Below are 14,423 nucleotides of genomic sequence, written 5' to 3' on the forward strand. Positions count from 1 at the left end.
GGCTTATCTTTTCACTCCACTCCATGCTTGAAACCCAAAACCTGACCGTGCGGTTTGGCGGTCATGTGGCCGTCAATGCGATCTCTTGCCGCTTTGAGCCCGGCACGCTCACGGCCATCGTCGGCCCCAATGGCGCGGGCAAAACGACCTACTTCAACCTGATCTCTGGGCAGCTGCCTGCCACCGCGGGCTCGGTGCACCTGAACGGCCGTGAGTTGACCGGCTTGCCTGCATCCGCGCGCACGCGCGCTGGCTTGGGCAGGGCGTTTCAGTTGACCAACCTGTTTCCCAATTTGTCGGTGCTCGAAAACGTGCGCCTGGCGGTGCAGGCCACGAAAGAAGGCGCGCACCGCAGGGGCCTGAACCTGTGGAGCATCTGGAGCGACCACACAGCCTTGACCCAACGCGCCTTGGAAATTTTGCAGTCCGTCTCGATGACTGCGCAGCAAGACGCCCCGGTGGCCAGCCTGCCGCACGGCGACCAGCGCAAGCTTGAAGTGGCGCTGCTCATGGCGCTGGAGCCTTCGGTCTACATGTTTGATGAGCCCACCGCAGGCATGAGCCATGACGAAGCGCCGGTGATCCTGGACCTGATCCGCCAGCTGAAAAAAGACAAGACCAAAACCATTTTGCTGGTCGAGCACAAGATGGACGTGGTGCGCGAGCTGGCCGACCGCATCATCGTGCTGCACAACGGCACGCTGGTGGCCGATGGCGAGCCCAATGAGGTGATCGCTTCGCCCATCGTTCAGGAAGCCTACTTGGGTAAAGCCAGGGAGGTGGCATGAATAAGAACCTGTTGACCCTCGAAGGCGTGCACACGCATATCGGGGCGTACCACATCCTGCACGGGGTGGATTTGGCCGTGCCGCGTGGCGAGCTGACCATGCTGCTGGGCCGCAACGGCGCGGGCAAGACCACCACGCTGCGCACCATCATGGGCTTGTGGACGGCCTCGCAAGGGCGCATCACCTTTGGCGGTGAAGACATCACGGCACTCAACACGCCCGCCATTGCGCAAAAGAACATCGCTTATGTGCCCGAAAACATGGGCATCTTCTCGGACCTGACCGTGAAAGAAAACATGCTCCTGGCCGCCCGCAGCGCCAAAAATTCGACGCAGATGGACGAAGCGCGTTTGCAATGGATTTTCAAACTGTTCCCGGCGGTGGAGAAGTTCTGGAACCACCCGGCGGGCAAATTGTCTGGCGGGCAAAAGCAGATGCTGGCGGTGTCGCGGGCGATTGTGGAGCCGCGTGATCTGCTGATCATCGACGAGCCCAGCAAGGGCCTGGCCCCGGCCATCATCCAGAACATGATTGACGCGTTCGAGCAGCTCAAGGCCAGCGGCGTGACGATCTTACTGGTCGAGCAAAACATCCACTTTGCCCGGCAACTGGGCGACAGCGTGGCCGTGATGGACAACGGCCGCGTGGTGCATGCGGGCCGCATGCAGGCGCTGGCCGAAGACACGGCTTTGCAGCAATCCTTGTTGGGGCTGGCCTTATGAAATTATTCGAAGACATCGATACGCGCCCGCTGCTGCTGGTGCCAGTGCTGGCGTTGCTGGCATTTCCGTTGATCGGCTCGGGTTCGACCTGGCTCACGCTCACGGTGGCGGGTCTGGCCATGGGCATGATCATTTTCATCATGGCCTCGGGCCTGACGCTGGTCTTTGGCCTGATGGACGTGCTCAACTTTGGCCACGGTCTGTTCATCGCGCTGGGCGCTTTTGTGGCCACCAGCGTGCTGGGTGCCATGGGTGACTGGACCGGCTCGGGCGAGTGGTGGCGCAACATGGTGGCGGTGTTGCCTGCCATGGCGGTAGCCATGGCTGTGGCGGCTGCCGTGGGCTTGACGTTTGAGCGTTTCATCGTGCGGCCGGTCTATGGCCAGCACCTCAAGCAAATCCTGATCACCATGGGCGGCATGATCATTGGCGAAGAACTCATCAAAGTGGTCTGGGGGCCGCAGCAGATCGCCTTGCCTTTGCCCGAAGCCATGCGTGGCGCGGTGCTGTGGGGCGATGCCGCGATTGAGAAATACCGCCTGCTGGCCGTGTCTGTTGGCTTGGCCGTGTTTACTTTGCAAATGTGGGTGCTGGGCCGCACCAAGATCGGCTTGTTGATTCGGGCCGGCGTGCAAGACCGCGAGATGGTCGAGTCGCTGGGCTACCGCATCCGCCGCCTGTTTGTGGGCGTGTTTGTGGCGGGCAGTGCGCTGGCGGGCTTGGGCGGTGTCATGTGGGGGCTGTACCAGCAGAACGTGGTGCCGCAAATGGGCGCGCAGGTCAATGTGCTGATCTTCATCGTCATCATCATCGGCGGGCTGGGTTCTACAGGTGGGGCATTGATCGGTGCTTTGCTGGTGGGCCTGATGGCCAACTACACCGGCTTTTTGGCCCCCAAGCTGGCGTTGTTTTCCAATATCGCGCTCATGGCGGGCATTTTGTTGTGGCGTCCGCAGGGCGTGTACCCGGTGGCCAACCGCTGAAAGGCCAGACATGTTCAATCGACTCATTTCCAACGACCAGCCGCGCAGCCGCCTGCTCGCTGCTTTGCTGATCGTCATCCTGCTCGGGCTGGCGTTTGCGCCCTTTCTGTTTCCGGGCGTCAAGGCCTTGTCGGTCGCAGCCAAGGTGCTGATCTTTGTGGTGCTGGTGGCGGGCTTTGACCTGCTCTTGGGCTACACCGGCATCGTGAGCTTTGCGCACACCATGTTCTTTGGCATCGGGGCCTATGGCATTGCCATCTCGTCCAACACCTGGGGGCCGACTTGGGGGGCGATCGGGCTGGGTTTTGCGCTGTCGCTCGTGCTCACGTTGGTGTTGTCGCTGGCGATTGGCTTGTTTTCGCTGCGGGTGAGGGCGATCTTTTTCGCCATGATCACGCTGGCCGTGGCGGCGGCCTTTCAGACGCTGGCATCGCAGCTGTCGGACTTCACGGGCGGTGAAGACGGCCTGAGCTTCAAGCTGCCCGAGCTGCTGCTGCCCAGCACCGAGTTCAGTGAAGAGCCGTTTTTGGGTGTGTCGCTCGACGGGCGTTTGCTCTGCTACTACCTGCTGTTTGTGCTGGCCGTGGGCATGCTCTTGTCACTGCTGCGCATCGTCAACTCGCCCTTTGGCCGCGTGTTGCAAGCCATCCGAGAAAACGAATTCCGGGCCGAAGCCATTGGTTACCGCGTGGTGGTCTACCGCACGCTGTCGAGCGTGTTGTCGGCGCTCTACGCCTGCGTGGCCGGGGCCATGCTGGCGCTTTGGCTGCGCTACAACGGGCCTGACACCTCGCTGAGCTTTGAAATCATGATGGACGTGCTGCTGATCGTGGTCATCGGCGGCATGGGCACCATTTATGGCGCGGCCATCGGCGCGGTGCTGTTCTTGCTGGCGCAAAGCTATTTGCAGGATTTGCTGCGTTTGGCGAGCGAAGCCACCACGGCTTTGCCTTTGCTGTCGGCCTTGTTGTCGCCTGACCGCTGGTTGCTTTGGCTGGGCCTGTTGTTTGTGTTGTCGGTCTATTACTTCCCGACCGGGGTGGTGGGGCGCTTGCGCAGCCGGGCTGTGGTGAATGCCTTGGCATCGTCGAAACAGGCTTGAGGTGGACATGACTTTCACATCCAACTACATCACTTGCGCCGGACTGGAAATCCATTACACCGACTGGGGCAAGGCCGACAAAGGCACGGTGATTGCCTGGCACGGCTTGGCCCGCACCGGGCGCGACATGGACGAGCTGGCCGCACACCTGAGCGCTCAAGGCTACCGCGTGATCTGCCCCGACACTGTGGGCCGTGGCCTGTCGCAATGGAGCAGCTCGCCCGAGCAGGAGTATTGCCTGGCGTTTTACGCACGCATCGCCCGCGAGCTGATGGACGGTCTGCAGCTGCGCGCCGTGCATTGGGTGGGTACCTCCATGGGCGGCGCGATTGGCACACTGTGCGCGGCTGGTCTGGTGGAGCCCAGCCTCAAGCACCGAATCCTGAGCCTGACCCTCAACGACAACGCGCCTGAGCTGGCCCAAGCAGCCATTGACCGCATCAAGGCCTATGCGGGCACGCCCCCGGCATTTGCCACGGTGACCGAGCTCGAGGCCTTTTTGCGCCAGGTCTACAAGCCCTTTGGCTGGCTGAGCAATGCCCAGTGGCGGCGCCTAACCGAAACATCGACGCGCCGTTTGCCTGACGGCCGCGTGACGCCGCATTACGACCCGGCCATGGCCCTGCAGTTCACAGCGCACCCCAACGATTACCTGATCTGGGAACATTACGACGCTTTGAAGTTGCCTGTACTGCTGCTGCGGGGGGTGGACTCGGATTTGGTCTTGCCTGCAACGGTGATGGAGATGCGACGCCGCGGCCCGGGCTTGCGAGGTCAACTCAAAACCATCGAGGTGCCTGGTTGTGGGCACGCGCCCGCCTTGAATGTGCTGCAGCAGCTGGAGTGGGTGACCGATTTCATTGGGGCTGTCTGAGTGTTTCTACTCTGAAGGTTTTCAGCTTTTCCCTGCACAATGGTTTTTTGCGTTGCTGGAGAATCGTGTGAAGTCTTTCAAACTGCTGCCTCTTTTGGCCATTCTGGCCACAGGTGCCCAAGCCCAAAACCGTGAGGTCAACATCATCTGCTCGGCCCAGGCGGCTTGGTGCAGCATGATCGCCGTCACCTTTGAAAAGAGCCAAGGGATCAAGGTCAACATGACGGCCAAAGGCTCAGGCGAGGCCCTGGCCCAGCTGGCCGCCGAAAAAGCCAACCCCAAAACCGACATCTGGTTTGGCGGCACGGGCGACCCGCATTTGCAGGCGGCCGAGCAAAACCTGAGCTTGGAATACAAATCCCCCACCTTGCCCAAGCTGCACGACTGGGCGCAAAAGCAGGCCGCCCAATCGGGCTACAAGACGGTGGGCATTTACTCTGGCCCGCTGGGCTTTGGCTACAACACCGAGCTGCTGGCCAAAAAGAAATTGCCCATCCCCAAAACCTGGGGCGACCTGCTCAAGCCTGAATACAAAGGCGAAATCCAGTCGGCCAACCCGGCGTCCAGCGGCACGGCTTACACCATGATCGCCACGCTGGTGCAACTCATGGGTGAAGACAAAGCCTTTGAATACCTCAAGGGCCTGCACAAGAACATCGGCACCTACACCCGCTCGGGCACCGGGCCTATCAAGGCCGTGGCGCGGGGCGAGACGGCGGTGTCGATCAGCTTTGTGCACGACGGTCCGGGCGAAAAAGCCCAGGGTTTCCCCATCGAGACCATCACACCATCCGATGGCACGGGGGCCGAAATCGGCTCGATGTCCATCGTGCGCGGCAGCCGCAATCTGGAAGCGGCCAAAAAGTTTTACGAATGGGCGCTGACCCCCTCGGCACAAGCGCTGGGCGCAGCCACTTTGCAGTTTCAGCTGCCCTCCAACAAAGAAACGCAGGTCGATCCGCGTGTGCCTGACTTCCGCAAAATCAAGCTGATCAATTACGACTACGCCAAATACGGCCAGACCGCCGAGCGCAAACGTCTGATCCAGCGCTGGGAAAAAGACGTCAATTCCTTGCCCCGGTGAGTGAAAGTCTGAGATGAATCCTGCGCTGCGTTTGCAGCGCGCATTGCAAGGGTGGGTCGTGCTCGGCCTGCTCAGTTTTGCGCTGCTGCCCTGGTATTTCCTGCAACAAATGTCACTGGCCGAGGCTTTGCCGGGTATCTGGGCCGTCACCGGGGCCGGGGCCGAAACGGCCAGCGGTGCCGTGCAGGCACTGAAACACGGTCGTCCCTGGCTGTGGTCAGGCCTGGCAGGTTTGCTGGTTTGTGGTCTGGCGGTGGTGCGCCCGTGGCTAGCCCGGGTTCAAGGCAGGGCTTTGCTGGCGGGTAGCCTGATCGGCCTGTTGGGCTTACTGCTCAGCGGCTTTGCGATTGGGGCCACAGGTTGGGCGTTTGAATTGCTCGCCACACTTTGGGGTGATTTACCCATTGGCCAATACGGCATGGGTTGGGGCGCGGCCGTGGTGCTGCTCAGCCTGGTGGTCTTGCTGGGCGCAGCGCTGGCGCGGCTGGGCGCTTTCAGGGGCGATGTGTTCGTGGCGGCAGCGGTGGTGGCGTGCACTGCGCTGCTGGCGCTGTTTGTGGTGTATCCGGTGCTGCGCTCGCTGGTGGCAGCCTGGGTGGACGATGCGGGCGGTTATGCCTGGGCACATCTTTTGGAGCGCGTCGCCACCGAACGGGTTTGGGGCCTCGGCTGTGTGCAAGGGGCAGGGCGCTGCGGCGTGGCCTGGAACACCCTGTGGCTGGCCAGCCTCACGGCGGTGGGCACCACCCTCATGGGCACTTTGCTGGCTTTGTGGGCCGAGCGGGGTAACACCCGGCTGGCCAAACCGCTCAACATCCTGGCCATGCTGCCCATCATCACGCCGCCTTTTGTGGTGGGTCTGGGTTTGATCTTGCTGTTCGGACGTGCGGGCTTGTTCAATCAGGCGCTGGAGTGGGCCTTCGGCATCGAGCCGGGCCGCTGGTTTTATGGCGTGTTGGGCATCTGGCTGGCCCAGATGTTCGCTTTCACGCCCATCGCCTTCATGATCATGCGCGGCGTGGTGCAGGGCGTGAGCCCCAGCATGGAAGAGGCCGCGCAAACCCTGCGCGCCAGCCGCATGCAAACCTTCTGGACGGTGACGCTGCCCCTGCTCAAACCTGGTCTGGCCAATGCCTTTTTGGTGGGCTTCATTGAGAGCATGGCGGACTTTGGCAACCCCATCATTCTGGGTGGGCAGTACGCGGTGCTGTCCACCGAAATCTTTTTCGCCATCGTGGGTGCGGCGCTCGACCCCGGCATGGCCGCTGCGCTTGCGCTGGTACTCACGGCATTTGCGTTGGCCGTGTTTTTTGTGCAGCGCCGGGTGCTGGCGGGCAGCAGTTTCACCACCGTCTCGGGTAAGGGCGATGCGGGCGTGGCCATGGCCTTGCCGCCCGTGGTGCTGCGCGTGTGCCGCAGCGTGGCCGGGCCGTGGTTGTTGTTCACCGTGGTGGTGTATGTGTTTGCCTTTGCGGGTGGCTTTGTGCAGACCTGGGGGCGCGACTTCACCTTCACGCTGGCGCATTTCAAAACCGCGTTCGATGTGCAATCGGGCGAGTTTGGTTGGGTGTTTGCAGGCACCGCCTGGAAGTCGCTGTTCACCACGCTCAGCCTCTCGGCCATGGCCGCCCCGGTGTGTGCGGGCGTGGGTCTGTTGATCGCGTGGTTGCTGGCCCGGGCCGAGTTCCGGGGCAAGGCCGCGTTTGAGTTTTCGGCCCTGCTGACGTTTGCCGTGCCGGGCACGGTGCTGGGCGTGAGTTACATCCTGGCGTTCAACGTGCCGCCGGTCGAGCTGACGGGTACCGGCTTGGTGATCGTGCTGTGTTTTGTGTTCCGCAATTTGCCGGTGGGTGTGCGGGCGGGCACGGCGGCCTTCCGGCAGCTGGACCGTTCGCTGGACGAAGCCTCTCAGATGCTGCGCGCCAGCACGCTGACCACGCTGCGCCGGGTGGTGCTGCCGCTGCTCAAGCCCGCGCTGGTGGCGGCGCTGGTCTACAGCTTTGTGCGCTCCATGACCACGGTGTCGGCGGTGATCTTTTTGGTCACGGCGCAGTACGAGCTGGCCACGACTTACATCATTGGCCGCGTGGGCAACGGCGACTATGGCGTGGCGCTGGCTTATTGCACGGTGCTCATGGTGCTGATGTCCGTCATCACCTGGGGCATTCAAAAGCTGGTGGGGCAGCGGCAATTGGGGCGCAGGGCTGCCCCGCTGAACGAAACAAGGGTTTAAGGCCATGGGCATTCAATTCAAACAAGTCACCAAACGCTATGGCGGCAGCGCATCGCCGCTGGTGGTGCAAGGCATCGACTTTGTCGTGCCCAAGGGCAGCCTGACCACGATCCTCGGGCCATCGGGCTGCGGCAAAACCACCACCTTGCGCATGATCGCCGGGCTGGAAGCGCCCAGCGGCGGGCAGATCCTGATCGACGGTGTGGACGTGACGCACCTGGGCCCGTCCGAGCGCAATGTGAGCATGGTGTTCCAGAGCTATGCGCTGTTTCCGCACATGAACGTGATCGGGAACGTGCGCTACGGCCTGGACGTGAGCGGTGTGCACAAGGCCGAAGCGCAGGAGCGTGCCCTCAAAAGTCTGGCGCTGGTGGGTCTGGCGGGTTATGAAGAGCGCCTGCCCAGCGAGTTGTCGGGCGGGCAACAGCAGCGCGTGGCGTTGGCGCGAGCGCTGGTGCTTGAGCCCTCGGTCTTGCTGTTTGACGAGCCGCTGTCCAACCTGGATGCCCGGCTGCGCCGCTCCATGCGCGACGAAATCCGCCACTTGCAGCAGCGCCTGGGCCTGACGGTGGCCTATGTGACGCACGACCAAAGCGAAGCGCTGGCCGTGAGCGACCAGATCATCGTGATGGAGGCCGGCCGCATCGCGCAAGCGGGCACGCCGCAAGACCTGTACGAACGGCCCGCATCCGCATTTGTGGCCGGGTTTATGGGCGAGGCGGTGCTGTTTGACGGCCAGTCGCTGACCGACGGCACGGTGCAGCTGGGGCCACTGCGCCTGGTGCCGCGCCATGTGGTGGCACCGGGTGCGGTGCGTGCAGCGGTGCGGCCCGAGGCCTGGCTGGTGGGGCGCGAGCTGCTGGGCAGCGAAACCGTGCCCGGCAGTCTGTCGGCCAAGCTCCTGCAATGGTCTTATTTGGGCAGCTTCGTCGAGCTGACCTTCGAGACCGCACTGGGCCCCGTCTTTGTGGTCTCGCCCGAAGTGGAGCGCGACTGGCGCATCGGTCAGGTGCTGGCCCTGAGCTTGCCGGGACGCGGGGTGTCTGTGGTTGCGGTTTGAACTCAGACACAGTGTTGCGGGTTTGTTGTCGGAGCGAGCCCCTGCTCGCGAATGCGTGCACAGCCCAGCCATCCATCGGCCTCAGGGACGGCCTCCCACAAAGCCCCAATTTGCATGTTGCTGAATGGGGCAATGGCTGCAATGGAAAGATAAGAGATGAGCAAAGACGTGGTGTTTGATCTGGGTGGCGTGGTGTTCCGTTGGGAGCCGCTGGTGGTGCTGCAAACGCTGTTCCCGCAACGCGTGCCCAACGAGGCGGTCGCCCGCGAGTGGGCGGCTCAAATTTTCCAGACCTTTCACCCCGATGCGGACTGGGCGCAGTTTGATCTGGGCCTGATCGAGCCAGAACCCCTGGCGCATCGCATCGCGGCGCGCACCGGGCTGGCGCTGCCCGATTTGCGGCACCTGATCGACAGCATCCCCGCACACCTGTTGCCGATGCAAGGCACGGTGGACCTGATTCATGACCTGAAAGCGCAGGGCCATCGGCTGTACTTTTTGTCGAACATGCCCGCAGGCTATGCCGAACACCTGGTGCGCGAAAACAGCTTTTTCAGCCAGTTTGAAGAAGGCATCTTCTCGGCCCATGTACAGCAGATCAAACCGTTGCCCGACATTTTTGCAACGGCGCAGGCCCGTTGGCCCCTGCGCGGGCAGCCGGTGTTCATTGACGATGTGCAACACAACATCGACGCCGCCGAGCTGCACGGCTGGCAAGGTGTGCGATTTGACACGCCTGAGCAGGTGAGGGCGGAGATGGTAGCGCAGGGTTATTTAGCCGCTTGATGTAAGCGGTGGGATACCGCTCCTGCAGCCGCATGGAAGCCGTTGCAAGTCGTTCAATCGCCAGCAGGCGCTCGTTCCCACACGGAGCCTGTCGAGGCTTTGGGGGGGGTGTGGGAGGCCGCCCCTGCGGCCGAATGCGTGTTGTTGCAGGTCAGCCATTCGCGAGCAGGGCTCGCTCCCACTTCAACGGGTCAGGAGCTCAGACTTTCGCCCCATGCGCCAAAGCCCTTGCCCGGCTGGCTGCCAGCGCCGCCGCATCTGGCGCTGACAAATCCCAGCCCTGCATGTGCCCCAGGCTGATGTCGGCCAGCGCTTCGATCCACTGCGCGTGGTTGTTCAGGCAAGGGATGTAGCTGAACTTTTCACCGCCTGCGTGCAAAAAGGCTTCCTGCGCTTCTTGCTGAATCTCTTCCAGTGTCTCCAGGCAGTCGCTGGTGAAGCCGGGGCAGATCACATCGACCTTTTTCACGCCTTGCTGTGCCATGGCGATCAGTGTAGGTTCGGTGTAGGGCTCCAGCCACTTGGCTTTGCCAAAGCGCGATTGGAAGGTCAGCTTGTACTGGTCCTTGGTCAGGCCCAGCGCCTCGGCCAGCAGGCGGCCGGTTTTCATGCACTCGCAGTGGTAAGGGTCGCCCAGCTGCAAGGTGCGCTCGGGCACGCCATGGAAACTCATCACCAATTGTTCCGCCTGGCCGTTGGCTGCCCAGTGTTCGCGCACGGTCTGTGCCAGCGCGGCGATGTAGCGCGGGTCGTCGTGGTAGCGGTTGACAAAGCGCATCTCGGGGATGAGCCGGGTTTTCAGGCCCCAGCGGTACACCGCGTCAAACACGCTGGCCGTGGTGGTGCCGCTGTATTGGGGGTAAGCGGGCACGATCAGCACGCGCTGCACGCCTTCGGCTTTGAGGGCATTGAGCTGCTCGGGGATGGACGGCTGGCCGTAGCGCATGGCGTAACGCACGCTCACGTTGTGGCCGCGCTCTTGCAGTACCGTGCCCAGCGACTGGGCTTGTTGTTCGGTGAAGGCTTTCAGGGGCGAGCCTTGCTCTGTCCAAATGCTGGCGTATTTGGTGGCCGACTTTTTGGGGCGCACGCGCAAGATGATGCCGTGCAGGATCAGCCACCAGATGGGTTTGGGGATCTCGACCACGCGGCTGTCGCCCAAAAATTCGGCCAGGTATTTGCGCAGGGCCGGTGCTGTGGGTGCGCTGGGTGTGCCCAAATTGCAATACAGGACAGCGGTACGGGCGGCTTGCCCGTGCTGGAAGGAAGGTTCTTTGTTGAATGCCATGCGGTATTCTCCCACCACCATGCTTGACATTTCCCGCATTCGCGCCATTACCCTCGATCTGGACGACACCTTGTGGCCCGTCTGGCCCACCATCCACCGGGCCGAACAGGTGCTGACCGACTGGCTGGCTCAGCATGCGCCCGCGACGGCTGCCTTGTCGGGGCAGCCCGAAGTCAAAAAAGCCGTGCGGGCCGAGATCAATGCCCGCCATGCCGACCGGGCGCACGATTTGTCGTTTTTGCGTTTGGAAGCCATTCGCGCCATGCTGCTGCAAGCCGGGGACCCGGGCCACCTGGCCGAGCCTGCGTTTGAAGTCTTTTTTGCCGAGCGCCAGCGGGTGGATCTGTTTGACGACGCGCTGCCCGCGCTGGCGTTCTGGAGCCAGCGCTACCCGGTGGTGGCCTTGTCAAATGGCAATGCCGATGTGCACCGCGTGGGCATTGGCCAACACTTTCACGCTAGCGTGAGCGCCAAGTCCATGGGCGTGGCCAAACCGGACTTGCGGGTTTTTGTGGCCGGGGCAGAGGCCGCAGGCGTTGCGCCCCACGAAGTGCTGCACATTGGCGACGATGCCCACGCCGACTGTGTGGGCGCACTGGCTGCGGGCATGCAGGTCGCCTGGCTCAACCGCGAAGGCCAGGTCTGGAGCCACGGCGACACGCGCCCGCACCTAGAAGTGCGAGACTTGCACGCGCTATGTGCCAGCTGGCCCGAATACGTGTTGTAGGTCGGTGGCTTTAGCCCCGAAATGCGTTGTGAATGAGATGGCGTTGGAGCTGAAGCTCCAACCTACAAAAAACAGGAGAACCACATGACTTTGAAAATTTACGGCATTGGTGCATCACGCGCAGCCCGCCCTTTGTGGACCGCTTTGGAGCTGTGCGTGCCGTTTGAACACATCCCCACGCCCTATGCCGGCGGTGCCACGCGCACGCCCGAGTTTCTGGCGATCAACCCCAACGGCCACATTCCAGCCCTGATCGACGAGCGCCCCGAGGGCACGGTCACTGTGTGGGAGAGCATGGCCTGTGCGCTCTACATCGCCCGCGTGCACGGCCAAGCCGATGGCCAGTCGATCACCCCCGCCACGCCCCGCGAAGAAGCAGAAGCCCTGCGTTGGAGCTTCTGGACCGTGTCAGAACTCGAAAAAGACGCGCTCACCGTGCTGATGCACCGCATGGCCATGCCTGCCGAGCAGCGCAAGCCCGAGCTGGCTGACCAAGCCGAAAGCCGCCTGAAAGTGCCACTGGCCGTGCTGGAACAACACCTGCAAGCTCAAAATGCCAGGGGCGAGGCCTACCTGGCCGCCAACCGTTTCACCGTGGCCGATGTGTGTGTGGCCAGCGTGGCGAGCTGGATTCGCCCGGCGGCAGCCTTGCTGGCGCAGTACCCTGCAGTGTCCGCATGGTTAAAGGCCTGTGTGGACCGGCCTGCGCAAGTGCAGGCGCGGGGAATGAAGTAAGCCAGTCAACTCAGGCAACGAGGCGGGTGATCAAAACCGCCCCAACGCCTGCATCTTCCACGCCAGCCACAGCTTGCGCAGCGGGGTGAGGGCAATGCGCTGGTGCAGCACCTGAAAGCCCGACGCCTCGATCTCGCGCAACAAAGTGCGGTAGATGCTGGCCATCATGAGGCCGGTTTTTTGGGTGCGGCGGTCGGCGGCGGGCAGCAGGGCCAGGGCTTCGTCGTACAGTGCGTGGGCGCGTTCGGTCTGGAACTTCATCAGCGCGGTGAAGTTGTCTGAATAGCTGCGCTGGATCAGGTCTTGCGCCTTAACGCCAAAGCGTTGTTGTTCGTCCAGCGGCAGGTAAATGCGCCCGCGCAGGGCGTCTTCGCCCACGTCGCGGATGATGTTGGTCATCTGAAAGGCCAGGCCCAGCTTGTGCGCGTAGGCTGTGGTGGCCTCGTCGGTCTGGCCAAAGATGCGGGCGGCGACTTCGCCCACCACGCCGGCCACCAAGTGGCAATACTTCGTCAGACCCGCAAAGTCCAGATAACGGGTCTGGTTCAGGTCCATCTGGCAGCCTTCGATCACGGCCATCAGGTGGCGGCTTTCGATGCCAAAGGGCTGGGTGTGTGGCATGAGCGCATGCATGACCGGGTGGGTGGGCTGACCCGCATAGGCTTGCTGCACTTCTTTTTGCCACCAGCCGAGCTTGGCGGCAGCCACGCTGGGGTCGCTGATTTCGTCGACCACGTCGTCCACTTCGCGGCAAAACGCATAAAACGCGGTGATGGCCGCACGGCGTTCTGGCGGCAGGAACAGGAAGGCGTAATAAAAGCTGCTGCCCGAGGCGGCGGCTTTTTGCTGGACGTAGTCTTGCGGGTTCATGGACGGGGATTCTCGCACCCAAACATGGGGCTCAAGCTGTGGATGTGCCGGACAATTTTTGGAACAACCGACCCAAAGTGGCGGGCGAACCCAAGCCACAGGCGATTTGCCACATCAGCAGGCGCATTTCTTGGCGCGGCATTTTGACGCGTTGGGTCAAAGCCAGCGGTCCAGCTTGCCGCAGCATCGCAACGGTGCGTGCGCCAATCAGGGCGGGCAGGGCACTGGCCAGGCGCAGGCGAAGCGGCTTGACGGCCATGGCGTAGCGCATGCCGTCGGCCAATTGGGCTTGGGTGTGGTCGAGCCACTGGGTGTAAAGCGGGGCCAGGGTCTGCAAGGTTTTGGCGCACCCCGTTGCGGCGGCTTTGGCCAGTTGCGCTGGTGTGAGGCCGACAGTCGCCAGTGTTTCCAACGGCCAATAGCAACGCCCGCCAGCCAGATCGGCACCGGCGTCGCGCAGGATGTTCAGGCGCTGCAAACCCATGCCGTATTGGCGACCAATGCGCAGCATCTCTTCTTGCGGCAGTCGCGCATACCCGGGCAAATGGCGCTCGCACAGCTCGGTCCAGAACTCGCCGACGCACCCGGCCACCAGCCAGGTGTAGTTGTCGAGTTCGGCTTCGGTGTTCAGGGCGTGCAGGCCGGGGCCAAAGCGGGCCATGTCCAGTTGCTGGCCTTGGGTGATGTGGCTCAGCACTTGGCGCACGCTGGCCTGGTCTGGTGCCCCCAGAGTTTGCAGCAGGGGCAGGCATTGCGGCAGCGCTTGCATCAAGGCGCGCTCGTGCGGGTCCGTTTGTTGAGCGGCAAAGGCCTGAATGAGCGGGGTCAGGTCAGGGGCTTGAGCGGCATCAGCGTCTGGCGACGCGATCGCTTGCGACATGCCGTTCAACAAATGCTGGCGTTCATCCAGCGGCAAGGCGGTGGTGTCGGCCACGGTGTCGGTGGCTCGTGCCAGAAGGTAGCCGATGGCCACGGGCGCCTGCAGTGCACCGGGCAAGAGCCGGATGGACAGGTCAAACGAGCGCGACACATGGCGCAAGAGTTGCCGGTGTTCCGGACTCAGGCGGGGGTGCTTTGGGCGCTTGAATGGGGCTTGTTGGTGCATGGTCAATCGCTATTGTCGCTTGACACGGCGGGCGACTTTGAATAGATTACTAACCAGTCAGTCATT

General features: G+C 62.6%; 14 protein-coding genes. 11 read left to right on the forward strand and 3 right to left on the reverse strand.

Going from position 1 to position 14,423, the window contains the following annotated elements:
• Positions 1-23 precede the first annotated feature (23 nt).
• The 9 genes from B9Z33_RS09455 (at position 24) to B9Z33_RS09495 (ending at position 9,632) form a co-directional block, all read left to right on the forward strand.
• Positions 24-788: an ABC transporter ATP-binding protein gene (locus tag B9Z33_RS09455; protein WP_108286745.1), complete on the forward strand. Its 765-nt coding sequence runs from the start codon at positions 24-26 to the stop codon at positions 786-788.
• Entirely contained in the window at positions 785-1,510 is a 726-nt protein-coding gene (locus B9Z33_RS09460) for an ABC transporter ATP-binding protein (protein WP_108286746.1), read from the forward strand. Before B9Z33_RS09455 ends, B9Z33_RS09460 begins: the two co-directional genes overlap by 4 nt.
• A complete protein-coding gene (locus tag B9Z33_RS09465) occupies positions 1,507-2,493 on the forward strand; it encodes a branched-chain amino acid ABC transporter permease (RefSeq protein ID WP_108286747.1) in 987 nt (328 codons plus the stop codon). The genes B9Z33_RS09460 and B9Z33_RS09465 overlap by 4 nt, the downstream gene beginning before the upstream one ends.
• Positions 2,494-2,503: 10 nt before the next feature.
• Positions 2,504-3,595 carry a branched-chain amino acid ABC transporter permease gene (locus tag B9Z33_RS09470; RefSeq protein ID WP_108286748.1) on the forward strand — a complete coding sequence of 364 codons (1,092 nt, stop codon included), beginning with the start codon at positions 2,504-2,506 and terminating at the stop codon, positions 3,593-3,595.
• Positions 3,596-3,602: 7 nt separating this feature from the next.
• The gene (locus tag B9Z33_RS09475) at positions 3,603-4,469 is read left to right on the forward strand and encodes an alpha/beta fold hydrolase (RefSeq protein WP_108286749.1); all 867 of its coding nucleotides are present in this window, start codon (positions 3,603-3,605) and stop codon (positions 4,467-4,469) included.
• Positions 4,470-4,536: 67 nt separating this feature from the next.
• Positions 4,537-5,553: an ABC transporter substrate-binding protein gene (locus tag B9Z33_RS09480; RefSeq protein WP_108287081.1), complete on the forward strand. Its 1,017-nt coding sequence runs from the start codon at positions 4,537-4,539 to the stop codon at positions 5,551-5,553.
• A gap of 13 nt (positions 5,554-5,566) precedes the next feature.
• Positions 5,567-7,786, forward strand: a complete 2,220-nt coding sequence (locus B9Z33_RS09485) for an iron ABC transporter permease (RefSeq protein WP_108286750.1) — start codon at positions 5,567-5,569, stop codon at positions 7,784-7,786.
• Between the two features lie 4 nt (positions 7,787-7,790).
• Positions 7,791-8,846: an ABC transporter ATP-binding protein gene (locus tag B9Z33_RS09490; protein ID WP_108286751.1), complete on the forward strand. Its 1,056-nt coding sequence runs from the start codon at positions 7,791-7,793 to the stop codon at positions 8,844-8,846.
• A 156-nt stretch (positions 8,847-9,002) separates the two neighbouring features.
• Positions 9,003-9,632, forward strand: a complete 630-nt coding sequence (locus B9Z33_RS09495) for an HAD family hydrolase (RefSeq protein ID WP_108286752.1) — start codon at positions 9,003-9,005, stop codon at positions 9,630-9,632.
• 199 nt (positions 9,633-9,831) lie between these two features.
• On the opposite strand, the gene hemH is transcribed toward B9Z33_RS09495, so the two are convergent.
• Positions 9,832-10,920 carry a ferrochelatase gene (gene hemH, locus B9Z33_RS09500; protein WP_108287082.1) on the reverse strand — a complete coding sequence of 363 codons (1,089 nt, stop codon included), beginning with the start codon at positions 10,918-10,920 and terminating at the stop codon, positions 9,832-9,834.
• Positions 10,921-10,939: 19 nt separating this feature from the next.
• On the opposite strand from hemH, the gene B9Z33_RS09505 reads away from it, so the two are divergent.
• Complete coding sequence (locus B9Z33_RS09505; protein WP_108286753.1) at positions 10,940-11,647, forward strand: HAD family hydrolase; 708 nt, start codon at positions 10,940-10,942, stop codon at positions 11,645-11,647.
• 84 nt (positions 11,648-11,731) lie between these two features.
• Complete coding sequence (locus B9Z33_RS09510) at positions 11,732-12,382, forward strand: glutathione S-transferase family protein (protein WP_108286754.1); 651 nt, start codon at positions 11,732-11,734, stop codon at positions 12,380-12,382.
• A 30-nt stretch (positions 12,383-12,412) separates the two neighbouring features.
• Here B9Z33_RS09510 and hpnD read toward each other — a convergent pair whose 3' ends face one another.
• Together hpnD and B9Z33_RS09520 are read right to left on the reverse strand one after the other, a co-directional pair.
• Entirely contained in the window at positions 12,413-13,252 is an 840-nt protein-coding gene (gene hpnD / locus B9Z33_RS09515) for a presqualene diphosphate synthase HpnD (RefSeq protein WP_108286755.1), read from the reverse strand.
• 31 nt (positions 13,253-13,283) lie between these two features.
• Complete coding sequence (locus B9Z33_RS09520) at positions 13,284-14,357, reverse strand: squalene/phytoene synthase family protein (RefSeq protein WP_108287083.1); 1,074 nt, start codon at positions 14,355-14,357, stop codon at positions 13,284-13,286.
• Positions 14,358-14,423: the final 66 nt, after the last annotated feature.

Source organism: Limnohabitans sp. T6-20, from assembly GCF_003063505.1.
GTDB lineage: Bacteria > Pseudomonadota > Gammaproteobacteria > Burkholderiales > Burkholderiaceae_C > Limnohabitans_A.